Annotated in this window: 23 protein-coding genes; 11 read left to right on the top strand and 12 right to left on the bottom strand. The window is 64.7% G+C overall.

The window, feature by feature from the left end:
• Positions 1 to 111 precede the first annotated feature (111 nt).
• On the top strand, positions 112 to 1,218 hold the full coding sequence (locus tag RBJ75_RS23295) for a RuBisCO large subunit C-terminal-like domain-containing protein (RefSeq protein WP_044404899.1): 1,107 nt from the start codon (positions 112 to 114) through the stop codon (positions 1,216 to 1,218).
• Positions 1,205 to 1,714, top strand: coding sequence for a cupin domain-containing protein (locus RBJ75_RS23290; protein WP_044404896.1), 510 nt, complete (start codon positions 1,205 to 1,207; stop codon positions 1,712 to 1,714). Before RBJ75_RS23295 ends, RBJ75_RS23290 begins: the two co-directional genes overlap by 14 nt.
• On the opposite strand, the gene RBJ75_RS23285 is transcribed toward RBJ75_RS23290, so the two are convergent.
• Together RBJ75_RS23285 and RBJ75_RS23280 are read right to left on the bottom strand one after the other, a co-directional pair.
• Complete coding sequence (locus tag RBJ75_RS23285; protein ID WP_080900817.1) at positions 1,673 to 1,942, bottom strand: hypothetical protein; 270 nt, start codon at positions 1,940 to 1,942, stop codon at positions 1,673 to 1,675. The two genes, RBJ75_RS23290 and RBJ75_RS23285, sit on opposite strands and share 42 nt — an antisense overlap.
• Before the next feature lie 131 nt (positions 1,943 to 2,073).
• On the bottom strand, positions 2,074 to 2,280 hold the full coding sequence (locus RBJ75_RS23280) for a hypothetical protein (protein ID WP_044404893.1): 207 nt from the start codon (positions 2,278 to 2,280) through the stop codon (positions 2,074 to 2,076).
• 191 nt (positions 2,281 to 2,471) lie between these two features.
• Between RBJ75_RS23280 and RBJ75_RS23275 the strand changes: the two genes are divergently transcribed.
• Complete coding sequence (locus RBJ75_RS23275; protein ID WP_044404890.1) at positions 2,472 to 2,876, top strand: YccF domain-containing protein; 405 nt, start codon at positions 2,472 to 2,474, stop codon at positions 2,874 to 2,876.
• Between the two features lie 227 nt (positions 2,877 to 3,103).
• On the opposite strand, the gene RBJ75_RS23270 is transcribed toward RBJ75_RS23275, so the two are convergent.
• The 6 genes from RBJ75_RS23270 to pqqA form a co-directional block, all read right to left on the bottom strand.
• Complete coding sequence (locus RBJ75_RS23270) at positions 3,104 to 3,805, bottom strand: carbonic anhydrase (RefSeq protein ID WP_234707293.1); 702 nt, start codon at positions 3,803 to 3,805, stop codon at positions 3,104 to 3,106.
• A 182-nt stretch (positions 3,806 to 3,987) separates the two neighbouring features.
• Positions 3,988 to 5,199: a pyrroloquinoline quinone biosynthesis protein PqqE gene (pqqE, locus tag RBJ75_RS23265; RefSeq protein ID WP_044404884.1), complete on the bottom strand. Its 1,212-nt coding sequence runs from the start codon at positions 5,197 to 5,199 to the stop codon at positions 3,988 to 3,990.
• Entirely contained in the window at positions 5,196 to 5,504 is a 309-nt protein-coding gene (pqqD, locus tag RBJ75_RS23260) for a pyrroloquinoline quinone biosynthesis peptide chaperone PqqD (protein ID WP_173427310.1), read from the bottom strand. Before pqqD ends, pqqE begins: the two co-directional genes overlap by 4 nt.
• A gap of 16 nt (positions 5,505 to 5,520) precedes the next feature.
• Positions 5,521 to 6,285 carry a pyrroloquinoline-quinone synthase PqqC gene (gene pqqC / locus RBJ75_RS23255; protein WP_044404878.1) on the bottom strand — a complete coding sequence of 255 codons (765 nt, stop codon included), beginning with the start codon at positions 6,283 to 6,285 and terminating at the stop codon, positions 5,521 to 5,523.
• Positions 6,282 to 7,208: a pyrroloquinoline quinone biosynthesis protein PqqB gene (gene pqqB / locus RBJ75_RS23250; protein ID WP_044404875.1), complete on the bottom strand. Its 927-nt coding sequence runs from the start codon at positions 7,206 to 7,208 to the stop codon at positions 6,282 to 6,284. Before pqqB ends, pqqC begins: the two co-directional genes overlap by 4 nt.
• A 103-nt stretch (positions 7,209 to 7,311) precedes the next feature.
• On the bottom strand, positions 7,312 to 7,392 hold the full coding sequence (gene pqqA, locus RBJ75_RS23245; RefSeq protein ID WP_152647564.1) for a pyrroloquinoline quinone precursor peptide PqqA: 81 nt from the start codon (positions 7,390 to 7,392) through the stop codon (positions 7,312 to 7,314).
• 384 nt (positions 7,393 to 7,776) lie between these two features.
• On the opposite strand from pqqA, the gene RBJ75_RS23240 reads away from it, so the two are divergent.
• From RBJ75_RS23240 to RBJ75_RS23230, 3 genes are all read left to right on the top strand, one after another.
• On the top strand, positions 7,777 to 9,033 hold the full coding sequence (locus RBJ75_RS23240; RefSeq protein ID WP_044404873.1) for a PQQ-dependent sugar dehydrogenase: 1,257 nt from the start codon (positions 7,777 to 7,779) through the stop codon (positions 9,031 to 9,033).
• A gap of 377 nt (positions 9,034 to 9,410) precedes the next feature.
• The gene (locus RBJ75_RS23235) at positions 9,411 to 10,001 is read left to right on the top strand and encodes a c-type cytochrome (RefSeq protein ID WP_044404870.1); all 591 of its coding nucleotides are present in this window, start codon (positions 9,411 to 9,413) and stop codon (positions 9,999 to 10,001) included.
• Positions 10,002 to 10,185: 184 nt separating this feature from the next.
• Positions 10,186 to 11,778, top strand: coding sequence for a gamma-glutamyltransferase family protein (locus RBJ75_RS23230; RefSeq protein WP_044404922.1), 1,593 nt, complete (start codon positions 10,186 to 10,188; stop codon positions 11,776 to 11,778).
• Positions 11,779 to 11,804: 26 nt separating this feature from the next.
• Here the strand turns inward: RBJ75_RS23230 and RBJ75_RS23225 are convergent, their stop codons facing one another.
• Positions 11,805 to 12,419, bottom strand: a complete 615-nt coding sequence (locus RBJ75_RS23225) for an SAM-dependent methyltransferase (RefSeq protein ID WP_044404867.1) — start codon at positions 12,417 to 12,419, stop codon at positions 11,805 to 11,807.
• Positions 12,420 to 12,740: 321 nt separating this feature from the next.
• On the opposite strand from RBJ75_RS23225, the gene RBJ75_RS23220 reads away from it, so the two are divergent.
• Complete coding sequence (locus tag RBJ75_RS23220; RefSeq protein ID WP_044404865.1) at positions 12,741 to 13,115, top strand: rhodanese-like domain-containing protein; 375 nt, start codon at positions 12,741 to 12,743, stop codon at positions 13,113 to 13,115.
• Positions 13,116 to 13,197: 82 nt separating this feature from the next.
• Here RBJ75_RS23220 and RBJ75_RS23215 read toward each other — a convergent pair whose 3' ends face one another.
• The 3 genes from RBJ75_RS23215 to RBJ75_RS23205 form a co-directional block, all read right to left on the bottom strand.
• The gene (locus RBJ75_RS23215) at positions 13,198 to 17,496 is read right to left on the bottom strand and encodes a translocation/assembly module TamB domain-containing protein (RefSeq protein ID WP_052628773.1); all 4,299 of its coding nucleotides are present in this window, start codon (positions 17,494 to 17,496) and stop codon (positions 13,198 to 13,200) included.
• 1 nt (position 17,497) lies between these two features.
• Positions 17,498 to 19,465 carry an autotransporter assembly complex protein TamA gene (locus tag RBJ75_RS23210; RefSeq protein WP_276156884.1) on the bottom strand — a complete coding sequence of 656 codons (1,968 nt, stop codon included), beginning with the start codon at positions 19,463 to 19,465 and terminating at the stop codon, positions 17,498 to 17,500.
• 235 nt (positions 19,466 to 19,700) lie between these two features.
• Complete coding sequence (locus RBJ75_RS23205; protein WP_317528542.1) at positions 19,701 to 20,636, bottom strand: alpha/beta hydrolase; 936 nt, start codon at positions 20,634 to 20,636, stop codon at positions 19,701 to 19,703.
• A gap of 176 nt (positions 20,637 to 20,812) precedes the next feature.
• On the opposite strand from RBJ75_RS23205, the gene RBJ75_RS23200 reads away from it, so the two are divergent.
• From RBJ75_RS23200 to RBJ75_RS23185, 4 genes are all read left to right on the top strand, one after another.
• Positions 20,813 to 21,928, top strand: coding sequence for an ABC transporter ATP-binding protein (locus tag RBJ75_RS23200; protein ID WP_080901160.1), 1,116 nt, complete (start codon positions 20,813 to 20,815; stop codon positions 21,926 to 21,928).
• Positions 21,925 to 23,208 (top strand): ABC transporter substrate-binding protein, encoded by a 1,284-nt coding sequence (locus tag RBJ75_RS23195; RefSeq protein ID WP_044415359.1) that lies wholly within the window; start codon positions 21,925 to 21,927, stop codon positions 23,206 to 23,208. The genes RBJ75_RS23200 and RBJ75_RS23195 overlap by 4 nt, the downstream gene beginning before the upstream one ends.
• 61 nt (positions 23,209 to 23,269) lie before the next feature.
• Positions 23,270 to 24,157: a carbohydrate ABC transporter permease gene (locus RBJ75_RS23190; RefSeq protein ID WP_044415360.1), complete on the top strand. Its 888-nt coding sequence runs from the start codon at positions 23,270 to 23,272 to the stop codon at positions 24,155 to 24,157.
• On the top strand, positions 24,154 to 24,963 hold the full coding sequence (locus RBJ75_RS23185) for a carbohydrate ABC transporter permease (RefSeq protein WP_044415362.1): 810 nt from the start codon (positions 24,154 to 24,156) through the stop codon (positions 24,961 to 24,963). Before RBJ75_RS23190 ends, RBJ75_RS23185 begins: the two co-directional genes overlap by 4 nt.
• The last annotated feature ends 156 nt before the right edge of the window (positions 24,964 to 25,119 follow it).

Genomic DNA, 25,119 nt, shown 5'->3' with positions numbered 1-25,119 from the left:
AGACCATCGTCGCGCAAGCGCGTCATAGGCCTGTTGTGCCCGCTTGTGCTAGTGAGATGGGCCGGCGGATCGACCGGCGTTGCGCAGCCGCGAAGACGGACGAAGCCGCCGATGTCTTCCCAACGCATTGTCGCGACCTACCATGTCGAGAGCGACGCCTTGCAGATCACGGAGCGCGCCAAGGGCCTCGCCCTCGAACAAAGCGTGGAATGCCCGCTGGCGGCGGTGCCCGATCCCGCGCTGCTCGACTCCATCGTCGGGCGGGTCGAGACCATCACCGAACTGGCCACCGGCCGCTATGCGGTCCGGATCGGGCTGGCGCCGGCCACCGCGCCCCCCGACCCCGGCCAATTGATCAACATGCTGTTCGGCAACAGCTCGATCCAACAGGACGTGGTGCTGGCCGATGTCGAGCTGCCCGAGACCTATCTGCGCGCCTTTGGCGGCCCGCGGCTTGGCCTCGCCGGAATCCGCGCATTGACCGGCGCGCGGCACCGGGCGCTGACGGCGTCGGCGCTGAAGCCACAGGGGCTGGCGCCCGAGGCGCTGGCCGGCATCGCGCAGCGGCTGGCATTGGGCGGCGTCGATCTGATCAAGGACGACCACGGCCTCGCCGACCAGGCCTACAGCCCGTTCGCGGCGCGCGCGGTCGCGATCGGCCGCGCGGTACGCGACGCCAATGCGGTGACCGGGCGGCACGCGATCTATGCGCCCAACCTGTCCGGCACGCTCGACGACATGCGCCGACAGCTCGACATAGTCCGGGCCGAGGCCATCGAGGCGGTGCTGGTGGCGCCGATGATCGTCGGCCTGTCGAATTTTCACGCCATCGTTCGGGAGGCCGCCGGGCTGGCGGTGGTGGCGCATCCGGCGCTGTCCGGCGTGGCGCGAATCGCGCCGCCGCTGCTGCTCGGCCGCCTGTTCCGGCTGTTTGGCGCCGACGCCACCGTGTTTCCCAATTTCGGCGGCCGTTTCGCTTACACGCCCGAGACCTGTTTGGCGCTGGCCGGCGCCGCGCGCGACCCGTGGCACGCGGTGAAACCCTGCGCGCCGATGCCCGCCGGCGGCATTGCTGTTGACCGTGTCACCGAGCTGCTACAATTTTATGGTCAGGACATGATGCTGCTGATCGGCGGCGCCCTGCTTGCCGCGCGCGAGCGGCTCACCGAGGAAGCGGCGCGATTTGTCAAAGAGGTGGCCGCGCATGGCAATGGATGAGGCGACAGCCGACAGGGCGGCAGCGCAGGTCGCGCCCACGGTGCAACATCAGCAGCCCGGCATCCGCACGGCAGCGGGTCCCGGCCGCTGGCACGGCGTCGACGTGATGGCCTATAAGCAGGACGATGCCGCGCCGTTCCGCGCGGTGACGCGGCAGGTGCTGTTCGCCGATCCGCGGCTCGCCTGCGAATGGCGCTATTTCGAAGTCGCCAAGGACGGCTATTCGACACTGGAACGCCACGACCACGTCCATGCGGTGATGATCCATCGCGGCCGCGGCCAATGCCTAGTCGGACGCCACATCGGCGATGTCGCGGTCGGCGATCTGGTGTTCATCCCGCCGCTGACTTGGCATCAATTCCGCGCCAATGCCGGCGACATGCTGGGTTTTCTGTGCCTCGTCAATGCCGAGCGCGACCGGCCGCAATTGCCCGGCGAGGAAGACCTTGCCGCGCTACGACAGGACTCTGACGTCGCCAGCTTCATCCGATGTTGATTCGTCTTCGGCAGTCAGCTCTGGGCTTTTATCCACCGGGGCGGGCCGCCTGAATGGCGACAGCTCATCGAACTGAGCCGGAATGAACTCGCGTCCGGCCTCGTCGGTGATCACCACAAGCCATCCCTCGCTGGCCCAGATTCGCGCCTTGGCAATAGCGATCAGCGAGCTGGCCCGCTCGCTCTCCATCTTCTCATTCTCGCGCGCCGCTGAAATCTTGTAGGTCAAGCGTCGGTCCCTTCCGGCTATTTGCTGCCGGTATGTCCAACAGGTTTGGCTGCAATTCGCCGGCATCGCGGCAATTTGACGATTCCAACAAGTCGATGACGGACCTTCGGTGTAAAACCGCCGCCTTCCGCCTAGCGCTGGTCGACCCGTTGAATGCGGTCCTTGAACAACGCCAGCGGGACGATCTTTTCGCGTGCGGCCTTTTCCTGCATCTTGCAGACGCACATCGGCTCGCCCTTTATTTTCTTGCACATGCAGGGGTAGCCATAGATATATTTAAAGAGCGTCTGGACGTCGTTGGCGGCGATCGCCTGCTCAACCAGCTCGTCATAGGTCATTGCGCCGTCGCCCTGCTCATCAGTTTGCTCAATTCTCATCGGACTATAAGAACAGCCGTCGGCCGCGGCAATGCAAGGCCGAGCTGGGCGTGATGGAACAAGGATCGCCGGCAAACGTCGACAACGTGTTCCGGTCCGCCTGAACGCCCTGATAACCTGCTCAAAGCGCCCAATAGGAAAGACGTGAAGCCATGTCCCCGGTCTCCTTGCTGCTCAATATTCTCTGGGTCCTGTTAGGCGGGCTGTGGATGGCCGCTGGCTGGGTGATCGCCGCGATCATCATGGCGATCACGATCGTCGGCCTGCCCTGGGCGAAAGCCGCCTTCAATATCGCCGCCTACACCCTGTTTCCGTTCGGCCAGAAGGCGGTGGCGCGCGACTTCTATACGGGGCAGGAAGATATCGGCACCGGCCCGCTCGGCGTGATCGGCAACATCATCTGGTTCGTGCTGGCGGGATGGTGGCTGGCGATCGGCCATATCGTGACGGCGGTCGTGCTCGCCGTCACCATTGTCGGCATCCCCTTTGCCTGGGCGCATGTCAAACTCGCCGGCCTGGCACTGTGGCCGATCGGCAAGATCATCGTGCCTGCATAATCGGCCATCGATTTGGGCGGAAGGTGTCTGGTTTCGGGGCGGACTGACAAGAAACTCATGGGATCGAGCCAATTCCGTCATTGCGAGCCGAGGCCGGCGCGCAGCGCCGTCCGACCGCGAAGCAATCCAGGAGTGCCAGGCACAGACTGGATTGCTTCGTCGCAACAGCTCCTCGCAATGACGAAGTTGAACGCCTGTTACGATTGATCGGTCTTTGAGTCAGGCGCTCAAGAGAGCATTTCAACCCGACCGTCGGTCAGCCGATAGATGCCGCCGACCACTTTGACTTTGCCGGCCTCGACCGCGGCGCTGAGAATCGGCCCCGCCGCCTTCAGCTTGGCGACATTGTCGCGCACATTCTGCCGGATCGCATTGTTGAGCGCGTCGCCGGGCTGTTGCGCCGCCGCTTTCACCGCTGGGGCGATCGCCGTTACCAGCGACGGCAGATGTCCGGGCAGCGTCGTGCCGTCCTTGAGTGATTTGATGGTCGCGTCGACGGCGCCGCAGCGGTCGTGACCCAGCACCAGAATCAGCGGCGTGTTGAGCACGGCCACGGAATATTCCAGGCTGGCGACGGTGTCGTCATTGGCGAAATTTCCCGCGACCCGGCAGACGAACAGATCACCCCGGCCGCTGTCGAAGGCATATTCCGGCGCGATCCGCGAATCCGCGCAGCTGAGAACGCTGGCATAGGGATTTTGGCCCGAGACCAGGGCCTCGCGTTCGTGCTTGAAATCGTGCAGCTTCGATTTGCCTTTGACGTAACGCTCATTGCCTTTCAGCAGCAGCTCCATCGACTCTTCGGGCGAGACGACGTTTTGCGGCTTCGGCGGCGCCTTCGCGTCCTTGGCGCTGGCGGGCGCGCTCAACGCCAGCCCGACCGCCGATGCGGCGGCGAATTGCAGGATCGAGCGACGTGACGAACTCATCCGCTCGTCGTGATTATTATCTCCGCATACGACGCACATCTCGATCGCTCCCTGAGTTAGATTTGTTTCCAAGTCTAACACGGTGGCCAATCGAGGACATCTCGGACATCTACCGAATGCCTTACATCGTTACCAACTGAATAATCGCGCAACGGCGTCGCATGGAGTGCTGATATCAGCCGCTAGGTACCCGTCGCGCCATCGTCCGGCTCGAGGCTGCCGCCGCTGAAATTACGGTAGATGAAGCGCGTGCTCTCGCCGCCGGCCTCGCGTTCGGCAATCTTGAAAACGTCCTCGTGCATCGGCGACAGCGTGCAGGCCGGGTCGGTGTTGCCGGCGTCGCCGGTCAGCGCGAAGGCCTGGCAGCGGCAGCCGCCGAAATCGATCTCCTTATAGGCACAGCTTGCGCAAGGCTCTTTCATCCATCCGGTGCCGCGATAACGATTCAACGCTCGCGAATTTTGCCAGATCCAGGCGATCGAGTGATTGCTGCGCACCGATTCGAATTCCAGCCCGGTGATGGTCTCGGCAGCGTGGCACGGCAGAATCTTGCCGGTCGGCGAAATATTGAAAAACTGCCGGCCCCAGCCGCCCATGCATTTCTTCGGCCGCAACGCGTAATAATCCGGCACCACATAGTCGATGGTGAGAACACCCTTCAGCCGCGCTTGCGCCGCTTCGACCATCCGGGTCGCGTCGTCGATCTGCGCCAGCGTCGGCATCAGCGCGGCGCGGTTCTTCAGCGCCCAGCCGTAATATTGCACATTGGCCACTTCGAGCCGGTCGGCGTCGAGCGCCACCGCCATCTCGATGATGTCGGCAAGCTGATGCAGATTCTGCCGATGCATCACCGCATTGACGGTCAATGGCAGATCCAGTTCGCGGCTCCAGCGCGCGACCTCCAGTTTCTTGTCATGCGCCTTGTCCAGCCCGGCCACGCGATCGGCCACGCCGGCCTCGCTGCCTTGAAAGCTGATCTGGATATGGCACAGGCCGGCATCGGCCAGTGCCTTCAGCCGCTCGCGGGTCAGCAGCACCGCGGAGGTGATCAGGTTGGAGTAAAGCCCGACGTCGCTGGCGTGCTGCACCAACTCGACCAGATCGTTGCGCGCGGCCGGCTCGCCGCCGGAAAAGTGGATCTGCAGCACGCCGATGTCGGCGAGCTCGCTGAGTACCTTCTTCCATTCCTCAGTGCTCAGTTCAGCGCGGCTGCGCTCCAACTCAAGCGGATTGGAGCAATAGGGACATTGCAGCGGACAGCGATGCGTCAGTTCGGCCAGCACCGCCAGCGGGATGCCAAAAGTCTCGGCGACCGATCTGCCCTGCTCCAGGATGGCGACGCCATCCGACGGATCGGCGGTTGCGGGCGGCGGATCGCGCAGTGTCGGGCTCATGGTGCCGGCTCCCGTGCTTCGGTCAGAAACCCCTTGTCGCCGAGATCCTGCAGCATGGCGATGACGTCGGCGCCGATCAGCTCGCGTGGCGCCACATATTTGGCCGCCAGCTGATCGATGATCTGCGCCACCGAGCGAACGCCGTCGCACAGCTGCAGGATTTCAACCGCGATATTATCGGGCGCGAGCACGCGCTCCGGCGCCAACACCACCCAGCGCTGCCGCGTCTCGTCGAAGCGCAGTTTCGCATGCCGCGGCAATATCGGGCGGCTGATCTCGCTGACGCTGATATGGCGGCTTCGCAACGTCATCGGCCGACCTTCAACTCGCCGCCGGCACGAAGGCGCCGGGCGGCACGAAGCCCTCCACATAGGCGTGATGCAGCGCGTCGAGCTGCGCCCACAGCACGTTGGTCTTGAAGATCAGCGCATTGCACACTGCCTCGCGCTCCGCCGGGGTAGTGGCATGTTGCTTGACGTAGTCGAGCGCGAAATTGGCGTCGCGCGGTGCCTGCGTCAGCCGGCGACTGAAATAACTCATGATGTCGGGATTGACGAAGTCGTAATGCGCCAGCATGCCGGCGATCCGCTCCTCGTGCAGGTTCGGCGCGAACAGCTCGGTCAGCGACGAGGCGATCGCCTCGAGCGGGGTCTTGTCGCGGACGAAATGCACATAGGCATCCACCGCGAACCTGGTCGCCGGAAGAATGCCCTCGGTGGATTGCACATAGGCGCTGTCGAGGCCGAGCCCATCGGTCAGCTTGAGCCAGCGCTCGATGCCGCCCTCGGCGCCGAGATCGCCGTCATGATCCTCGATCCGGTGCCGCCATTCGACCCGGGTGGCGCGATCGCGAAACCGCGAGATCACCACCGCGTCCTTGATCGGAATCGAGCTCTGATAATAATAGCGATTGAGCGCCCAGGCCTGCACCTGCCCCTTGTTCAGCTTGCCGCCATGCAGCAGGCGGTGAAACGGATGCAGATTATGATAGCGCGTCGCGCCGATCTGGCGCAGCGCCGCTTCGAGGTCGGCGGCGGATTGCAGGGGCGCGGCCCCGGCAAGGGAAAAGGCTGTCATCGCATTCATACTATGACCTCCAGCCCGTCGACCGGAATTTGCCATCCCGCGCGCTCGGCGATCTGAAATTCCGTCGACCCGGACAGTAACACCCGGTTGGAATTGTTGATATGCAGAAAGATCTTCTGGCCGATGCCGAGATCGGCCAATGCGGCGATGGCGCCATTGTCTCCCGACATCGCGATGTGTCCCATCGCCTGGCCGGTCTTGTGGCCGAGGCCGGCGGCGATCAATTCGTCGTCGCGCCACACCGTACCGTCGAACAACACCAATGGTGCGCCGGCGAGGCGCGCCTTGAGGTCGTCCGTCACCTCCGCGCAGGCCGCGACGAAATATAGATGCTTGCCGGTCGCCTTGTCGCTGATGCGCAATCCGAGCGTATCGCCCGCGTCGTCGGTACCACCCGGATGCGCCTGACCCTCCAGATACCAGGCGCCCTTCCCCGCGACCGCGAACGGCGTGATCTCCAGACCCGACGGCGTACCGTCCTGCAGCGCCGGCTCGAATGGCCGATCGATCGCGATCGGCTCACGCCGCACTCTGTCACCGAGCACGTTGAAGATGCTGTTGGATTTCAGGATCGCCAGAACCTTGGGATGGGCGTAGATCGCAAATGGCGAGCCTTCGCGCATCGACAACAGCCCCGCGACGGCATCGATCTCGCCATTGGTCAGGATCACGCCGCAGACCGGGCTGTGTCGCAGATGCCCCACCTTCGGATGCAACTGCGGCGTCGCATTCAATTGCTGGCGCAGATCCGGCGAGGCGTTGATCAAAAACCAGTGTTCATTGTCGGCGCTGACCGCAATCGACGCCTGCGAGCGCATCAGATGCGCAACGCCGCTGCGTGCCTCCTGGCAGACCGGGCAACCGCAATTCCATTGCGGCACGCCGCCACCCGCGCCGGCCCCCAGAATGACGGCGTGCAACATCACTCGTCTCCCGGGAAGTCTCGACGCATCAACATATCGACCTGAACAGAACGGGACAGCCTAAGCTCTCGGCCGACCCGCCCGCACAGGGCGTGGCCGATTGTTACTTGCGGGTCGCGCAAGCATACATGTTGATTTCCATTCCCACGGACACTTCGACGATCCTCGGAGTTTTCCAAGCCATTTTCGTCCTCCCGGTTGGTTGCGGTGCTGTCGCCGCACTCAATTGAAAGATAAGTCGACAACAACTGACGCGCAAGCGCGTAGTTGCGGTCCCTTGCTGCAAACCCGGTCCTCGCAGCGCACGCGCGCGCCGCAACAATCTTCGTTGCAAGGCACAACGTGGAGCAATGTCGAGAGTTCCCTGCCGGTTGTCCCGACGCTTGATCATGGCGACCGGCTGGAGCAGCGCGGCAAGCTTCACAGCGGCAGAAGTTATGTTAGCATTGCCGCGCTGATCTGCTGTGCAGCCCAGAATGTTCACGTTTGAGTACTTAGTTTCGACCTTCAAAACATAAGATCAAAACAATATGCGGCCGGCTAGACGGTCGCCCAAGGGAGTGGCGCCATGAAATCGATCCTCAGTCGATCTGCGGCCGCGTGCGCGGCGATCCTCGCGATAGCGACGATCGGCCAGGCCAGCGCGGAGGGCAAGCTCAAGAGCTATCAATCCGGCACCAAGGAATTCTGGACTCACCCGCCGGACGACTGGTTCCTCGGCGACGAAACCGAGGCCCAGAAGGGTCTGGCGCCGCCGGCCGGTCCGCCGACCGGTGCCTCCGACGCTGAACTCGCATCGATGATGAAGAAGATCAAGCTGCCGGACGGCTTCAAGATCGAGGTCTATGCGTCAGGCGTGCTGGCGGCGCGGCAAATGGCCTGGGGCGACAATGGCACGCTGTTCGTCGGCTCGTTCGGACTCGGCGATGTCTACGCCATCAGTCCCAAGGGCGAGAAGCGCGAGGTCAAGACCATCATCAAGGGCCTGAAGATGCCCACCGGCCTCGCCTTCCAAAACGGCGCGCTCTACGTGATCGATATCGACAAACTGATCCGCTACGACAATGTCGAAGCCAATCTGGACAAGGTCGGCGACGGCAAGGTGGTGTATGACGACATGCCGTCTTACGTCGCCCATGGCTGGAAATATCTGGTGGCCGACAAGGATGGCTGGTTCTACATCCCGTTCGGACCTCCCTTCAACATCGGCATTCCGCCGACCTCGGTGTCGCAGATCCGCCGGGTCGATCCGAAGACCGGCAATGCCGAGCTGGTGGCGCTCGGCGTGCGCAACTCGGTCGGCGGCGACATCGACCCGCGCAGCGGCAAATACTGGTTCACCGAGAACGCCCGCGACTGGATCAGCGACGACAAGCCGAGCGACAAGCTCAACATGAGCTCGCATCTCGGCGAGCATTTCGGCTATCCCTATTGTCACCAGGGCGACATGCCGGATCCGAAATTCGCCATGGGCCACAAATGCTCGGAGTTCACTCCGCCGGTGCTGAATCTCGGCGCTCACGTCGCTCCGCTCGGGATGAAGTTCTATACCGGCAATCAGTTTCCGGCGGACTACAAGAACAGCATCCTGATCGCGGAGCACGGCTCCTGGAACCGGCATAAATATCAGGGCGGTCGGATCATGAAGGTGACCGTCGATCCGGACGGCAAGAACGCCAAAGAGGAAGTGTTCGCGTCGGGCTGGATCGAGGGCGACCAGGGCTATCTCGGCCGCCCCACCGATATCCTGCTGGACAAGGATGGCTCGATCCTGGTCGCGGACGACTGGGCCGGCGCGATCTATCGCATCAGCTACAGCAAGTAACAGCGATGCACGCGGCTGCGGCGATCCCGCAGCTGCGTGCGCAGCGTGGTCGACGCACCGTTTCGGCATTGCCTCGCGTCATGCCGGCCTTGTCCCTGCCATGACGGTGTTGGTGAGCAGGTTCGATTGCCAGGCTCGTCTCGCCACATTCACCCGGACTAACGGCCTCCGAGGCTGACTCAAGATGCGGTCCATGAAACCAAGCCTTCAAGACCGTCATTGCGAGGAGCTCTTGCGACGAAGCAATCCAGTCCCTGCCTGGCGCCCCTGGATTGCTTCGCTGTCGGACAGCGCTGCGCGCCGACCTCGGCTCGCAATGACGGATCAAGCTTGATTTTTGTGGTTTCTTCTTCGGTCGGACTTTCAGGGAAAATAGAATGCGGATCACCACTCGCGGCCTGGCCGCCGCTTTACTCGGCCTTGCCGTGTTCACCGCCCCGCTTCGCGCCGCCGATATTGAGGCCGGCAAGGAAAAGGCCGAGCTGTGCGCCGGCTGCCATGGCGACAACGGCATCTCGAACACCGAATACACGCCGTCGCTGGCCGGCCAGCCCGATCTGTTCATCCAGTGGCAGCTGGTGTTCTTCCGCAGCGGCACCAGGCAGAACGCGCAGATGCGGCCGATCATCGAGGAGCTCAGCAATGAGGACATCCGCAATCTCGGCGCCTATTTTGCCTCACTGCCGCCGATGCAGGGCAAGAAGCCCGACGACAACCCAGAGCTGTCGCGCAAGGGGGCCGAGGCCGCGGCCGGGCGGCGCTGCGCCTCCTGCCACACCGACAGCTATGCGGGCGCCAAGGCCGCCGCGCGGATCGCCGGACAGCGCGAGGAATATTTGATCAAGGCGCTCAACGAATTCAAATCCGGCCAGCGCTACGGCGGCGGCATGGCGGCGATGGCCGACGTCGCCTACCAGCTCAGCGAAGAAGAGATTTACGCGCTGGCGCATTATCTCGCGCATCTGTGAGAGGAGGCGGCGCGCCGCCGCCACCACAACCAGAACGGTATCAGAGCTGCAGCAGATGCAGAGCAGCGATCCCAACGCCAAGCTCGCGTGGTCGACCGTTGCCGCCGATCGGGCAATCGGCTAATCCCAAAGCATCGATATTGGCAATCCCGACAACTTATCCATGAGCGGCGAAAGCAGGTCCATGCGCGATCAGTTCAGCAACGCCCAGCAAATCCGCAAGCCGGCGGTGATGTCCAAAGGCGGCATCGTCGCCGCGCAGTCGCGCAAGGCGGCCGAAGTCGGCGCCGCGGTGCTGGCGGCCGGCGGCGATTGCATCGACGCGGTGATCGCCACGACTTTCGCGCTGGGCGTGCTGGAGCCGTGGATGAGCGGGATCGGCGGCGGCGGCGCGATGGTGCTCTACCGCGCCAAGGAAGACCGCTACGAGGTGATCGATTACGGCATGCGCGCGCCGAACAGCCTGCGCCCCGAAGATTATCCCTTGAGCGGCGCCGGCGCGGCCTCCGACCTGTTTCCCTGGCCGCGGGTGAAGGACGACCGCAATCTGCACGGCCCCGGCTCGGTCGCGGTGCCGGGCGTCGTGGCCGGCATGGAAGAGGCGCATCGGCGCCACGCCAGGCTGCCCTGGCAGGAGCTCGTGGCCCCGAGCATCGAACTTGCCGATGCGGGCCTTGCGGTCGATTGGTGGACCACCTTGATGATCGGCAGCGCGGCGGCGGATCTGCGGCGCTATCCGGCGAGCGCGGCGGCCTATCTGAAAGACGGCCTGCCGCCGCAGGCGCCTTGGGGCATCAAATCCGAGGTCCGGCTGCCGCAGGATCGCCTGAAGGCGACGCTGGCGCAGCTGGCCCAACAGGGACCGCGCGATTTCTATGAGGGCGATCTGGCGCGCAGCATCGCCAATGACATGAAGGCCAATGGCGGCGCCCTGACCGTCGAGGACCTCGCCGCGTTCCGCGCTTACGGCCGCGAGCCGCTGGCGATCCCCTATCGCGGCGGCACGGTCTACGCCACGCCCGAACTCACCGCCGGCCCGACGCTGGCCCATGCGCTACGCCTGCTGCAGCAGGACCTGAAGGCCGGCGATGGCGGCCCGGACGCGGCGGCCTACATCGCCTATGCGCTGGCGCTGCAATCGGCCTATCTGGAACGCCTGCAGGACATGGGCGACGCCGCCGGCCGCCGCGCCCTCGGCGCGGAATATCTCGCACCGGCCTGCACCACGCATTTCTCGGTGGTCGATCGCGACGGCAATATGGCGGCGGTCACCCAGACCCTGTTGTCGACCTTCGGCTCCAAATTCGTGCTGCCGGAAAGCGGCGTGACCGTGAACAACGGCATCATGTGGTTCGATCCGACGCCGGGCGGCACCAATTCGCTGGCGCCGGGCAAACGCTGCCTGACCAATTATACGCCGGTGCTGGCGCAGGCCGGCGATGGCCGGCGCATGGCGCTCGGCGCATCCGGCGGCCGCCGCATCCTGCCGGCGGTGACGCAGATGCTGTCCTTCATGATGGATTACGGCATGGATCTGGACGCGGCGATCCACCAGCCGCGGATCGACGCCAGCGAAGGCGCGGTGGTGATCGGCGATGCCCGGCTGCCTGCGACGATCCGCGACCAGCTGCGGCAGCGCTTCGACTTTGAAGAAGCGCGCGTGCAGACCTTCCCGATGAAATTCGCCTGCCCCAGCGTGGTCGAGCGCGACGGCGACACCAATAGCGGCGCCGCCGAGATCGCCCACCCCTGGAGCGAGGCGGTGGCGCAGGCCTGAGCGCCGCAAGCGCGCGGCGCTGTTGTTCAGGGGCGCTTCCAGCCGATCAGATCGATCAGCGCCGACATGCCGCCATGGCCGGCGCCTTCATGGATGACGCTGTCGTGCTCCTTGATCGACAGATTGTCGAAATCCGCAAACACCTCCTCGAGCATCTGCCTGGTGTAGAGATTCTCGGCGCGGCTCGGGCCGCCGGTCTTGTAGATCAGCTGTTTTGGCCGATAGCCCTGGATCAGCAGCAGCCCGCCCGGATTGAGGGCTTGGCGGATGCCGCTGAAAATCTTCCGGCGATCTTCCGGAGCGGCAAACTGAAAAAAGATTCCGGCGACGACGTCGAAGCCGGTCGGCCAATCCCACGCCAGGATGTCGGCAGTCTGCGCCGCGATCGAACCCCCCTTTGCTTCGGCCAGACGCTGCGCCTTGCGCTGCGCCGCCGGTGAGAAATCGACCGACGTCACCGACAATCCGCATTGCGCCAGAAACACCCCGTTGCGGCCCTCGCCGTCGGCGATCGCCAGCGCCCGCCCTTGGCTCGGCAACAGTTCGCGGCACGAGGCCAGAAAGGCATTGGGCTCGGTGCCGAACACGAAATCGGGGCTCGAGAACCTGGCTTCCCAGCGGTTGAATTCTTCGGATGTCATGATCGCCTCGGCCCTCGGTTGATTGCGCGATCGAGATCACGCCGGCGTAACCTGAGCGCATAATCCTGCGCGGCAACAGCCGCAGTGACATCGTCACAGACGCGCCGGCCTGCGCGTGGAATCAAGAGGTATTGGCCCAAGCCAATACGTCCAGGGACGCCAGCGGAAGAAGCATATCACAAGCTGCGGCTCGGATTTGCAGCCCGTGCGCCGCGACGGCGTTGCGGTGTCGAGCCGGCGCCGCGCGATTCAATTCGGCGCGAGCCCGGACCTGAACGACTACCGATCCGACCGACCTCAATTTTGCGGAGCACCAACGCCATGACTGTGAAACCGATATCTGCGCTCGAGGCCCATCGCCTCGTTGCCGAGGGCGCGGTGCTGATCGATATCCGCGAACGCCATGAGATCGCGCGCGAGCATATTGATGGGGCCGTGGCGATGCCGCTGACCGCTTTCAACAGCGCCGATCTGCAAGCGGCCCGCGGCCGCAAGGCGATCTTCTTCTGCCATTCGGGTGCACGGACCCGGATGTATTCCGGGCAGATCGCCGCCAAGGCGCAGGGCGTTTGCGAGGCGGCCTATGCAATCAGCGGCGGCATCCTGGCGTGGCGCAAGGCCGGGTTCGAGACCGTGAAGGGGCCGGAACGGCCGGGCCTGTTGAAGCGACTCTTTGGCGGCAAGAAGGACAGCTGATTGGCTGTCCTGCGGTCGCGGAACATGGTCGCGGCCGTTGCCAGCGACAAAGCGCGCAATGTGCCGCTGTCAGCTCGTTACCTCAATATTCCCACTCGGCCCCGACGCCGGCGCCGATGCCGCCCTTGCTGTTGACCTCGCCCTGCAGCCGCAAGCGCCGCGTCAGATCGAAATCCAGCGACACGCCATTGTCTTCGGGGCGCGCGCCGCCTTTGACGCCGACGCTGAGACGGTTGTTGATCGCGCGCGACACCCCGACAGTCGGGTCGCCGTTCTGACTCTGCGAGATGTTCAGACTGTCGACGCCGAGCGAGCGGCGAATCCGATCGAACACGTCGGGTCCGCCGGCGCCGGCGAATTGCGCGGCGGCCTGCGCCAGCTGCAAGGCCTGGATCGGCGACAGGCTGCCGGACGCCTTTGAGAACAGAATGCGCGACAGCACCTCGTCTTGCGGCAGACCGGAGTCCGAGGAGAACGCGAATTGCGGGCTGGCGGCACTGCCGGTGATCAGGATATGCGCGGTGATATCGCTTTGGCGTGTATCGGCCGCGAAATCCAGTTGCGGCGTCAGGTCGCCCTCGAATGTCAGCCGGCCGCGGGTGAAGTCGAGCTGATTGCCGGCGATCGAGAACCGGCCGCGGCGCAGCTCGAAGGCGCCGAACGTGGTCGGCTGGCTGAGCCGTCCGCCAACCCGCAGCTGGCCACCGAGTTCGGCATCGACGCCGCGTCCGCGCACGAAAATCCGGTTCGGCGCGGAAATCGTCAGATCCAGCGCGGCGTCGAACGGCACTGCCTTGTGACTGTCACGCCGGGCCTTGGCCTTGGCGGCGAGGCGGCGCTTGACGGCGGGCGGCGCATTCACATGCCGGGTGCCGGCGATCGGCCGCACCGTCATCGGCAGGCTCTCGGGGATGGTGACGTCGAGCGAGACCACGTCGACCCGTCCGGAAATATTCGGATCGCGCGCCAGCGGCCCGGACAAGCGCATCTCGAAATCGGCGACCGCGCTGACGAGATCCTCCTTGGTCAGGCTCGCCCGCTTGCCGCTGAGCTGCAATTTTCCGGGAAAGCCCGCATCGGCGTCGAGGCGGACAGTGCCGCTGCCGCTCACCACGCCACCCTTTGGCGTATGGGCGGTGAGCTTGACGATCGTGATCGTCTTGTCCTTCGCCGACAGCCGGCCATTGATATCCGTCAGCTTGATGCCGGTATCGAGGTCGCTGAAACTGCCGCGCGCCAGCGTGGCGGTGCCGGCGATGTCGGGCTCGCTCGGCGTGCCGCGAACGCGCAGATCGACCGCGACGTCGCCGCCGACGGCGAGGCCGGTGGCGCCGATCGCCGAATTGGCGATCTTGGCGTTGCCGTTGCCCCGCACCGTCAGATCCATCGCGCCGCCATCGATCGGCACGACGCCTTGTACCTTGAGCGTTCCGGCGCCGCTGGCAGCGACCGACGCATCGATCGTGGTCTTGCCGTCGGCCAATTGTCCGCGCGCGACGATGGTCGCCGGCGGAAGCCCGAATTGCCGGGTCTGCGCCGCGGCCACGCCGGCGATGCGCATCGTCCACGGACCGGTCGGGCGCGCCGTCGTGCCGGTCAGCCGCGCCGAGGCATCGAGCGAGCCCACCAGCCCAAGCTCCGGCGCCACCATGTCGGCGATGGCGAGCGGCACCTTGTCGGCGCGCAGGGTGACGTCGAGCGACGTCCCGAACCGGCCGTCGAGCGCCAGCCGGCCGCGATCGAGGCTCAGCGCCAGATCGCTGATCCGCAAATCGCCGTCGCTCCAGCGCAACGAGGACGGACGCTGCAAGCCGATGCGATGCGCGCCGCGACGGGCCGAGAAGCTTGCGAGATCGAACTGCAAGGCCTGGGTGGCCAGCAACCGGCCGCGCGCCTCCAGCGCGATGCCGCGGCCTTGCGCGGTGATCGCGATGTCGCTGGCATCGGTCGCCCCCTTGGCGGTCAAGCGCAGCTTGCTCAAGACCTCGCCGCCCACCACCGCCTTGCCGATCGAGATCGTGCCGTCGACGACCGGATGCAGATGCAGATCGCTGACGGCGATGTCGCCGTCGATCCGATCGACGCGGGATGCGCCGAATTTCAGATCGGTGCCGCGCACGGTGAAACGGCCATCCTGCCGCCCATCGGCCGCCGACAGCGCAAGGTCGCTGACAAGCTGGCCGGACATCGGCGTCAGCAACAAGGGCGCAAGATCGTCGAGGCTGGGAATGTCGAGATGCAATTGGCCGCTCGCCAGCCGGTCCGCCGTCAGCGCCGCCTGACCGACCGCGGTCGCCGAGCCGATCCGCAGATCGATGCCGTCGAGCCGCCATCCCAGATCCGCTCCGCGGGCGGCCTGCACCTGGCCACGCGCCGGCTTGCCGTCAATCATGCCACCCAGCGAGGCGCGCCCGCTGGGCGCCTGCAGCAGGTCGGTGGCTTCGATCCGCAGCTTGATATCGCGCAGCGGACGCCCGAGCGCGGTGCCGCGATCGATGCCGACCAAAGCCGACAGATTTGGCCGCGCCAGCGTTCCGGAGATGGTGGCGGCCGAGGACAGCGCCCCGCTCAGGCGCTTGTCGGCGCTGGCGAGGTTGTCGATCTCGACCGAGGCCTTGATCGCGGCCTGCGCGGGGTCCGCCGCGCCATCGATCCGCGCCACCGCATGGGCGCTGCTCAGCTTGAAGTCGCGGAACCTGTAGCCGCCCTTGGCAATCGTGCCGGCGTAACCGGAGAGCGTCGGATCCGTGCCGAGCAGCCCGTCGATCGCCGCGATGCCGGAGGCGAAGCGTTGGACCTTGCCATCGAGCTGCGCGCCGATCGCCCCGGTCTTCGGGGTGCCGTCGAAATCGGCGGTCAGATCGAGCCGGCCGCGCAGTCTGGTGTCGAGCAGACGTTCGAAGCGGGCGAGATCCGGTGCCTGCAGCGACAGCCGCCCGCGCAGCTGCGCCGAGCCCGCCGTGCCGACAAATGTCGCACGCGCGGTCTCGGTGCGGATTTCCGAATTGGCGATCTCGGCGACACCGCCCTTGGTGACGCCTTCGAATGTGGCGGAGAGGGTCGGGCCGATCGCGCGCGTCATCGCCGGGTCGGCGAAGGCGAGGCCGCTGGCGCTGGCGCTGGCCTGGAACGGAACCGACGTGGCCTCGTCGGTCAGGCCGCCGCTCGGCGTGGCATGAAATGCCGCGCGCAGACTGCCCAGCCTGTAGCCGTCGATCCGGCCGTCTTCCAGCGCGAGCGACGCATCGACCCGCGGGCCGGCCAGCGCGCCCTTGACGGTGGCGTCGAATGTCAGGGTCTTGATCGCCGCGCGGTCGAGGCTGGTCTGCTGGCCGTCATTGGGCATCGCGCGCGCCGAGATCGTCAGATCGGCGATCTGGTCCGACGACAGCTGGCCGCGAATGTCGAGACGCGCCGCCGAGGACACCAGCGACAGCGCCGAGATGTCGACCGCGCTGCTATCGGCGAAGGTCATATTGCCGGTGAGGCGCGTGGTCCCGGCGAACACCGGGGCCGCGGGAGCCGGAAGCATGCCGGCGATCTTCGCCGCAAGATCGAGCGCCAGATCGCGGCCGTCGCCGCGGCGGAGCAGCCGCGCCGACCCATTGGCCTGAATGCCGTCGCCGGCATCGAAATCGAGCCGCGCCGCGAAATCGTCCAGCGTGCCGGCGCCTTTGACCGTGCCGACGATCGGCGCATCGCCCGGCAGGTTGATGGCATGCGCCACCAGGCCGCCGGCGGGCTCGTCGAGCTTCAGCGCGATATCGAGCTTCGACGTCTCCGGCACCAGCGACAGCCGCAGCGTGAAGGTTCCGTCGGCATCGATGCGCTTGGCGTCGAAATTGACGGCGAGGCCTTCGGACGGATTGCCCAATGTGACGTTGCCGGTGGCCGACAGCTTCGCCGCGACGCCGGCCACGGGCTCGCCCAGATCGAGGGTCTGAAGGTTGAAATTCTTGACGACGAGTTTGACCGGCAGCGTCGGCAGGATCGGCTCGTCGCTGGCAACCACGTCCTCCGACGGCACCGGCCGACGCAGGATCTGCAAGGTCCCGACTTCGAGACTGTCGATCTCGATGCGACCGAGCAGCAAGGCCGTGCGCCGCCACACCAGATGCACCTGATCGAGCTTCAACCACACGCCGTCGCGATCCGCGATCGCGATATCGCGCACCGTTGCGTTCGACGACAATGCGCCCTCGACTTCGCCGATCGACACCGACGAGGTTGGCGTCGTCAGCACCCGGGAGATCGTCGCGGCCAGAATGCCTTTTTCATCGCTAGCCCCATAGGAGACCATGGTGGAGCCAAACGCGATCGCCGCGAGGAGCACGGTGGCGACGAATCCATAGACCAGGCTGCGTGGGCGAATCAGCGTCATGTCAGAAAGCCTGTCCGATGCCGAAATACACCCCATAGGCATCGTCGCCCGGGCGCCGGTTCAGCGGCAAGGCGACATCGAGCCGGATCGGACCGATCGCCGTGTAGTAGCGCAGCCCCAGCCCGGCCGCGTAGCGCAACGGCTCCTTGAAATCCGGATAGGCCGATTGGAACGCGCCGCCCATATCGATGAACGGAACGACGCCGATCGTATCGGTGACCTTGAGCCGCGCCTCGAACGACGCTTCGAGCAGGCTGCGCCCGCCGATCACCTGGCCCGTGGGGCCGAGCGGGCTGAGGCTGCGATAACGAAAGCCGCGCACCGATCCGCCGCCGCCGGCATAGAATCGATGCGTGGCCGGAATGTCGCCGATGCCGGCGCCGAGGATCGAGCCCAGCGCCACCCGGCCGGCCAGGATCCGGCGCGATTTCTCGTCGAGCGAATAATAGGTCGAGGCGCGGATACTGCTCTGAACCAGATCCACCGACGACCCCAGGAACGAGGCATAGGGCGTCACCGCCGCGGTAACGCGCATGCCCTTGGTCGGGTCGAGCAGATGATCCGTCGAATCGTAGGTGACGGAGACCGGAATGCCGACCAGCGTGTAGTCCAGCGTTCCCAACGTATCGATCGAGCGTCCGCGCTCATACTCCGCCCCGATCTGGGCCGATAGATGATAGCTGAAACGATGGCGAACCGCCGCCGTAGTGACGACGCGGTCGCTGCTATAGCCGCCATAGACATCGCCGCCGGTGCGGTCGCGCTCGACCATCGCATCCAGCAACAGATCGTTGCGGCTGCCCTGAAGCGCCGGCTTGATAAAGCCGACCTTGACCCGCCCGCCGATATCCGATGGACGAAGGTCCTTCAGAGTATCGAGCAGCGAGGTCGTATTGCGCGGCGGGATGAAGAAATTGCCCTCGACGCGCAGGCTCTCGGCACCGCCGAACAGGCTGCGATGCTGCCAGTAGGCGCGCAGCGCCGGGCCGTCGAGGGTGGAATATTGCGCGCCGAATCCGACCACGTGTAGTTTGCGGTCGGTCAGTTCGGCCGACACCGGCAGCGCACCCGCGGCATCGAGCCCATCGGCTTCGCGCAGACGCACCGATCCGATCGCCGGAAGTGTCTGGATCGACTTGCGGGTCTGCTCGAGCGCCACCGGCGAATAGGGATCGCCACGCTCGATATAGATATAGGAGCGCACCACCGCCGGATCGACGTCGGAATTGCCGGTGACGGCGACATCGCCGAACGTCGCCTCGGCGCCCGGCGCGACCTGATAGGTCACATCCACCACGTTGAGCGTATGGAACACAACCGGCTCGATCCGCTGGATCTTGACCAGCGGATGGGCCTGCGCGCGGAAAAACTCGATGATCCCAACCGCCGCGTCGCGCAAATCGTTGCTGCGCGCAGCCGCGCCGGGCTGCAGCTTGATTTGCCCGCGCAGACGCTGATCTTCGGCAAACGGCCGTTGCGTCGCCGCATCGACGATCCGGATATTGCGCACCGTATACAGCGGTCCGGGCTCGACCGCGATTCGGATCGGCACCACCTCGCGGCCGCGGAAACTCTCCGCCGCCGTCGTGAGGCTGGAACCGGAGCTCTTGCCGATCTCGGTTCCCGCCACATAGATATGCAGGCGCGCGTCGTAATAGCCGGCGCTCCACACCGCATCCATCAGCGAGGTCAAATCCTCATTCACGCGCCGGCCGAGCGCCTGCCCGTCAACCGGCGGCTTCAGGCGCAGACGGTACAGAACCGAGGCCTGCTGCAGAATGTCCGCGAGACCGTCAGCGGCACCCGAAACCTCGATCTTGACCTGATAGGGCAGCGCTTGTTGCGAAGGTTCGGGAACCGATGTGCCGAACAGACCGAAAAAATCGAAAGCCTGCGCTGTCGCGGGCCACGCCACCGAGCCGAGCAAGTTTAGAATCGTCAAACAGGCAAGGGTCGGCTTCAATCTCATCCACACTCCTGCGACACGACGGACCTCGATCCGACGCTGATGTCCGTGTCACAGAGTGACGGCACAAATCTTTATGGCACTCGACCCTACAATCTTAGGGTAACGACGACTGCCTCACGCGCTGCGGCATATGCCCGCACGATCGATTGGAACTCCCGTATACACCCCTGGATGCTCTCGCTCAACCCAAGCGCGGCTTGCACATTGCCGACGGCACAGGTGTTGGTGCAAACGCCTATTCGATACGGCCACCGATCTCGAGGAACGAACGCAGCGCGGCGACAACATCATCCAGCCTGTCGTGATGCAGCCAATGCCCCGCGCCCGCGATGGTCTTCGCCTCAGCCTGACTGAAGTGCCGCAGCAGCCCCGTTCTGTCAGGCCCCGAAAGAAAGCTCTCGTCGCCGAACAACAACAGGGTCGGGCAAGCGATACGCGACCACAGCGCGATGTAATCCTCTGCCGACAATCGGTATGGCGCCCGCACCTGCTGATATTTGTCGAACTTCCAGCTGAAACTGCCATCTTGATTCTTTCTGACGCCGTGGCGCGCCAGATGCAGCGCCTGCTCAGGCGTCAATCGTCTGTTGTGCGCCGACATGCGCTCTGCCGCTTCGTCGAGGGTGCGAAAGCTGCGCGCATTTGCATTCGAAATGCCATCGAGCTGCGCCACCCAGGCGGCGATCTGTTGGTCGATCGGAATCGCGGGCGGACTGGGCAGGAACGCGCCGTCCAGCACCACCAGGCGCGACACCTTGTGCGGATAGGTCCCCGCGAAGGCTAATCCAATCATCCCGCCCAGCGAGTGTCCGACCACCGTGGCCACGTCGATGGCTTCGGCCTGCAGCAAGCCGGCGACATCATAGAGATGATCGGCGAGACTGTAGCTGCTGCCCCTGGCCCATTCCGAATCGCCATGGCCGCGCAGATCCGGCGCCAGCACATGGAAGTGCGGCTGCAGGGCGCGCGCGACACTGTCCCAGCTGCGGCAATGATCGCGGCTGCCATGAATCAGCACAAGCGGCGGCGCGGTTGGATTGCCCCAGTCAGCATAATGCAATTGCAGGCCCTGGGATTGATAGAACCGGCTCGCCGGCTCGCGTGATTCAGCCAAGTGCTTTACCCTTTTTATGTGCGCTACGACTTTGGACGGCGCGCCGCCGGCCCACAAGCCGGTCGATGTTTGCCGGCAGCCGAGCGAGCGAAAAACCCTCCCGCTATCTGCGGTTGTTGCGACTCTCCCTGCGAGTCACCTCTCCTCGGGTCGCGCTGGATGAATGTCACATAAGCTTCATCAGACAATCATATCGAGCGTTGGCGCACGCCGCCAACCGATCGGAGAAAATCATGATGAGCGTCGAGATTCGATCGATCACCAAGGCGTGGGGGGCGACGCGGGCGCTCGACGACGTCTCGTTCGTCGTTGAAAAAGGCGAACTCGTCGTCTTGCTCGGACCGTCCGGCTGCGGAAAATCGACCATGTTGCGGCTGATCGCCGGGCTCGACGAGCCGCGCTCCGGTCGAATCGAGATCGAGGGCCGCGATGTCGCCGGCCTCACCGGCTCGGCGCGCGGCGTCGCCATGGTGTTTCAATCCTATGCGCTGTTTCCGCATCTGAGCGTGGCCGACAACATCACCTTCGGCCTGTCGGTGCGCGGCGTGTCGAAGCAGGAGACGGGACAGCGGCTCGACAAGATCGCCGAGCTGCTCGGGCTGGAACCGCTGCTGCGGCGCAAGCCCGGACAACTCTCCGGTGGCCAGCAGCAGCGCGTCGCACTCGGCCGTGCCCTGATTGCCGAGGCGCCGGTCTGCCTGCTCGACGAGCCGCTGTCGAATCTCGACGCGCAGCTGCGCCAGGATCTGCGCCACGAAATCCGCGCGCTGCAGCAGCGGCTCGGCATCACCATGGTCTATGTCACCCACGACCAGACCGAAGCCATGAGCATGGCCGACCGCGTCATCCTGATGCGCGCCGGCAAGATCGAGCAGAACGGCACGCCGGCGGATCTCTACGAGCGCCCCGCCACGATGTTCACCGCGCGCTTCATCGGCGGCGCGCCGATGACCATGCTCGATCTCGACGATGGCAAGGCCGGCGCCGTGATCGCCGGCACGCAGTCATTGATCATGCCGAACGCGCCCGGCCGCGGCCGCGTGCTCGGTCTGCGCCCGGAAGATGTCGCCATCGATAGCGGTGGCTTGCGCGCGCAAATTCACGCGGTTGTCACAGCGGTCGAATATCTCGGCGCAGAGGCGCTGGTTAGCTGCCAATTGGGCGACCGGACCATCCTCGCCCGCAGCCGCGGCGCCGCTGCGCCCTCGGTCGGAGCCAAGGTCGGCCTCTTCTGGGAGCCAATGGCGGCGCATGTTTTCGATGCCGCAAGCGGCCAACGTCTCGCCGGCGCGACGCCCGCCTCGGCGTTCCATCCTTCCACCCAACGACAGGGGAGCATCACAGCATGAAGAATTTTGCCCGCATGACGGGTGCCGCAATCGCAGCACTGCTGATCGGCGGCTCGGTCGCCTCCGCAACCGAGATCACTTTCTATTACCCGATCGCGGTCGGCGGCCCGATCACCAAGATCGTCGATGGCTATGCCGCCGAATTCACCAAGGCGCATCCGGATATCACCGTGAAGCCGGTCTATACCGGCAGCTATCAGGATTCGGTGGTCAAGGCGATGACGGCGGCGAAGGCCGGCAGCGCCCCCGACCTGGCGGTGCTGCTGTCGACCGACATGTTCTCGCTGATCGACGACGATCTGATCGTGCCGATCGACACGCTGGCCACCAGCGCCGACGACAAGGCCTGGATCAAGGCATTCTATCCGGCCTTCATGGAAAACAGCCAGTCCGAAGGCCATAGCTGGGGCATTCCGTTCCAGCGCAGCACCATCGTGCAATATTGGAACAAGGATCTGTTCAAGGCCGCCGGCCTCGATCCGGACAGGGCGCCCGGCAGCTGGGACGAGATGGTGTCGTTCGGCAAGAAGCTGACCAAGAAGGATGAGTCCGGCAATGTCTCGCAATGGGGCATCGAAATCCCGTCCTCGGGTTTCCCCTATTGGCTGTTCCAGGCTCTGACCACGCAGAACGGCGCCATCCTGGCCAACGATACCGGCACCAAGGTGGCGTTCAACGACCCCAAGGTGATCGAGGCCGCGCAATTCTTCGCTGACCTCGGCCAGAAATACCAAGTGATGCCCAAGGGCATTATCGAATGGGGCACCACGCCGAAGGATTTCTTCGAGGGCAAGACCGCGATGATGTGGACCACCACCGGCAACCTCACCAACGTCAAGAAGAACGCGAAATTCGCATTCGGCGTGGCGCCATTGCCGACGAAGGTGCGCGGCGGTTCGCCGACCGGCGGCGGCAATATCTATATCTTCAAGGGCAAGGACAAAGCCAAGCAACAGGCCGCGCTCGCCTTCGCCCGCTTCCTGACCACGCCGGAAAAAGCCGCCGACTGGGGCATGGCCACCGGTTACATCGCGGTGCGCCCCGATGCCTGGCAGACCGAGGCGATGAAGAGCTACGCCACCGACTTCCCGCCCGCCGCGGTCGCGCGCGACCAGCTCAAGGAGGCAGTGGCCGAATTGTCGACCCACGACAACCAGCGCGTCACCAAGACGCTCAACGACGCGCTGCAGGCGGTGCTGACCGGGGCAAAGCCCGCCAAGCAGGCGCTGGACCAAGCCCAGGCCGAAGCCACCCGCATCCTGAAGCCGTATCAGAAGTAAGCGCCGCGCGGCGGGAGCTGTCCGGCTCCCGCCGTTTTCTTTCTTTGCTCGACGAGACCCGATGGCCGCACGCAGCACCCGAGTGAATATCCATCTCCAAGGCTGGCTGCTGGCATTGCCGGCGGTGCTGCTGCTGGCAGCCTTCACGCACATTCCGGCGATCGTCACCATCATCGATAGCTTCTATTCGACCCCGCGAGGGCGACGGCGGGCGATGTTCGTCGGCCTCGACCAATATCACACCATGTTGGCGGACCCGATCTTCTGGAAGGCGTTCAACAATAACCTGCTCTATGCCGCCGTCACGGTGCCGGTGGCGATCGCGCTGGCGCTCGGCATGGCGTTGTGGGTCAATGGCCAGATCAAGGGCCGAACCGCGCTGCGGCTCGCCTTCTTCACCCCGACCGTGCTGCCGATGGTGGCGGCCGCCAATATCTGGTTGTTCTTCTACACGTCGGATTACGGCCTGCTGAATCAGATCGGCCGCGCCTTCGGCTTTGCCAGCGTCAATTGGCTGGGCAGCACCGACACCGTGTTGTGGTCGCTGATGGCGGTAACGATCTGGAAGGAGGCCGGATTCTTCATGATCTTCTTCCTGGCGGCGCTGCAACAGGTGCCGCCCGATCTGTATGAAGCCGCGCGGATGGAAAATGCCGGGCGCTGGACCGTGTTCCGCCGCATCACCTGGCCCTTGGTGATGCCGACCACGCTGTTCGTCGCCATCAACGCGCTGATCAATGCGTTTCGCATCGTCGATCAGGTCATCGCCATGACCGGCGGCGGCCCCAACAATGCCAGCACGTTGCTGCTGTTCTATATCTATCAGGTCGGCTTCAGCTTCTGGGATTCCGCCTATGCGGCCGCGCTGTCGGTGGTGCTGCTCGGCGTACTCGGCAGCGTCGCGCTGGCGCAATTCTATCTGCTCGACCGCAAGGTTCACTATCGATGAACCGCCTCGCCACCATAGCCGGCACCGGCGCCGCCTGGCTGTTCGGCCTGCTCTGGGCGCTGCCGATCCTTTATGCGCTGTGGGCCAGCTTTCATCCGTCGGCTTACGCCACGCATTTCGACCTCGCCGCGCCGCTGACGCTGCAGAATTTCGTCCATGCCTGGACCGCCGCGCCGTTCGCGCGCTATTTCCTCAATACTATCCTGCTGGTGATCGGCATCATGGTGGCGCAATTCTTGATCTGCACGCTGGCGGCGTTCGGCCTGGCGCGGTGGAAATTCTTCGGCAGCGACGTGCTGTTCGGCCTGATCCTGATTCAGCTGATGGTGACGCCGGACGTGCTGATCCTGGAGAATTACCGCACGCTGCAGTCGCTCGGCCTGATCGATACGCTGACCGGAATCGGCCTGCCCTATGTGGCCTCGGCCTTCGGCATTTTCTTGCTGCGCCAGACCTTCAAGTCGATCCCCAAGGAACTCGACGACGCGGCCCGGATGGAAGGCGCCAGCACCTTGCAGACTATCTGGCGGGTCTATCTGCCCTTGGCGAAGCCGATCTATATCGCCTATGGGCTGGTCTCGGTCAGCTACCACTGGAACAATTTCCTGTGGCCGCTGATCGTCACCAATTCAGTCGAGACCAGGCCGCTAACCGTCGGCCTGCAGGTGTTCGCCTCGGTCGATCAGGGCATCGACTGGTCGGTGATCTGCGCCGCCGCCTTGATGAGCTCGGCACCGCTGATGATCGCATTCCTGCTGTTTCAGCGCGCCTTCATCCAGAGCTTCCTGCGCGCCGGCATCCGCTGAGTCATGGCACGGCCTGTCGTTCGTCATGCCCGGCCTTGTGCCGGGCATCCACGCCTTGAAAGCTGTGCTTGGGTCAAAGGCGTGGATGGCCGGGACAAGCCCGGCCATGACGCGTGGTAGAGTCGAAACCAATCGTCTTTGGTTTGAGATCTTGCT

The sequence above is a fragment of the Rhodopseudomonas sp. BAL398 genome (genome assembly GCF_033001325.1).
In the GTDB taxonomy this organism is placed as follows: Bacteria; Pseudomonadota; Alphaproteobacteria; order Rhizobiales; family Xanthobacteraceae; genus JARJEH01.
This window is presented reverse-complemented; position numbering and strand designations above follow the sequence as displayed.

What these genes read in the sequence shown, in the direction of transcription:
- RBJ75_RS23185 (WP_044415362.1), top strand. Translation starts at nt 24,154, where the DNA reads ATGAACCGCCTCGCCACCATAGCCGGCACCGGCGCCGCCTGGCTGTTC.
- RBJ75_RS23190 (WP_044415360.1), top strand. Translation starts at nt 23,270, where the DNA reads ATGGCCGCACGCAGCACCCGAGTGAATATCCATCTCCAAGGCTGGCTG.
- RBJ75_RS23235 (WP_044404870.1), top strand. Translation starts at nt 9,411, where the DNA reads ATGCGGATCACCACTCGCGGCCTGGCCGCCGCTTTACTCGGCCTTGCC.
- pqqB (WP_044404875.1), bottom strand. Translation starts at nt 7,208, where the DNA reads ATGTTGCACGCCGTCATTCTGGGGGCCGGCGCGGGTGGCGGCGTGCCG.
- RBJ75_RS23225 (WP_044404867.1), bottom strand. Translation starts at nt 12,419, where the DNA reads ATGACATCCGAAGAATTCAACCGCTGGGAAGCCAGGTTCTCGAGCCCC.
- RBJ75_RS23290 (WP_044404896.1), top strand. Translation starts at nt 1,205, where the DNA reads ATGGCAATGGATGAGGCGACAGCCGACAGGGCGGCAGCGCAGGTCGCG.
- RBJ75_RS23210 (WP_276156884.1), bottom strand. Translation starts at nt 19,465, where the DNA reads ATGAGATTGAAGCCGACCCTTGCCTGTTTGACGATTCTAAACTTGCTC.
- RBJ75_RS23240 (WP_044404873.1), top strand. Translation starts at nt 7,777, where the DNA reads ATGAAATCGATCCTCAGTCGATCTGCGGCCGCGTGCGCGGCGATCCTC.
- pqqA (WP_152647564.1), bottom strand. Translation starts at nt 7,392, where the DNA reads ATGGCTTGGAAAACTCCGAGGATCGTCGAAGTGTCCGTGGGAATGGAA.
- RBJ75_RS23295 (WP_044404899.1), top strand. Translation starts at nt 112, where the DNA reads ATGTCTTCCCAACGCATTGTCGCGACCTACCATGTCGAGAGCGACGCC.
- RBJ75_RS23195 (WP_044415359.1), top strand. Translation starts at nt 21,925, where the DNA reads ATGAAGAATTTTGCCCGCATGACGGGTGCCGCAATCGCAGCACTGCTG.
- pqqE (WP_044404884.1), bottom strand. Translation starts at nt 5,199, where the DNA reads ATGAGCCCGACACTGCGCGATCCGCCGCCCGCAACCGCCGATCCGTCG.
- pqqC (WP_044404878.1), bottom strand. Translation starts at nt 6,285, where the DNA reads ATGAATGCGATGACAGCCTTTTCCCTTGCCGGGGCCGCGCCCCTGCAA.
- RBJ75_RS23215 (WP_052628773.1), bottom strand. Translation starts at nt 17,496, where the DNA reads ATGACGCTGATTCGCCCACGCAGCCTGGTCTATGGATTCGTCGCCACC.
- RBJ75_RS23270 (WP_234707293.1), bottom strand. Translation starts at nt 3,805, where the DNA reads ATGAGTTCGTCACGTCGCTCGATCCTGCAATTCGCCGCCGCATCGGCG.
- RBJ75_RS23200 (WP_080901160.1), top strand. Translation starts at nt 20,813, where the DNA reads ATGATGAGCGTCGAGATTCGATCGATCACCAAGGCGTGGGGGGCGACG.
- RBJ75_RS23230 (WP_044404922.1), top strand. Translation starts at nt 10,186, where the DNA reads ATGCGCGATCAGTTCAGCAACGCCCAGCAAATCCGCAAGCCGGCGGTG.
- RBJ75_RS23280 (WP_044404893.1), bottom strand. Translation starts at nt 2,280, where the DNA reads ATGACCTATGACGAGCTGGTTGAGCAGGCGATCGCCGCCAACGACGTC.
- RBJ75_RS23275 (WP_044404890.1), top strand. Translation starts at nt 2,472, where the DNA reads ATGTCCCCGGTCTCCTTGCTGCTCAATATTCTCTGGGTCCTGTTAGGC.
- RBJ75_RS23220 (WP_044404865.1), top strand. Translation starts at nt 12,741, where the DNA reads ATGACTGTGAAACCGATATCTGCGCTCGAGGCCCATCGCCTCGTTGCC.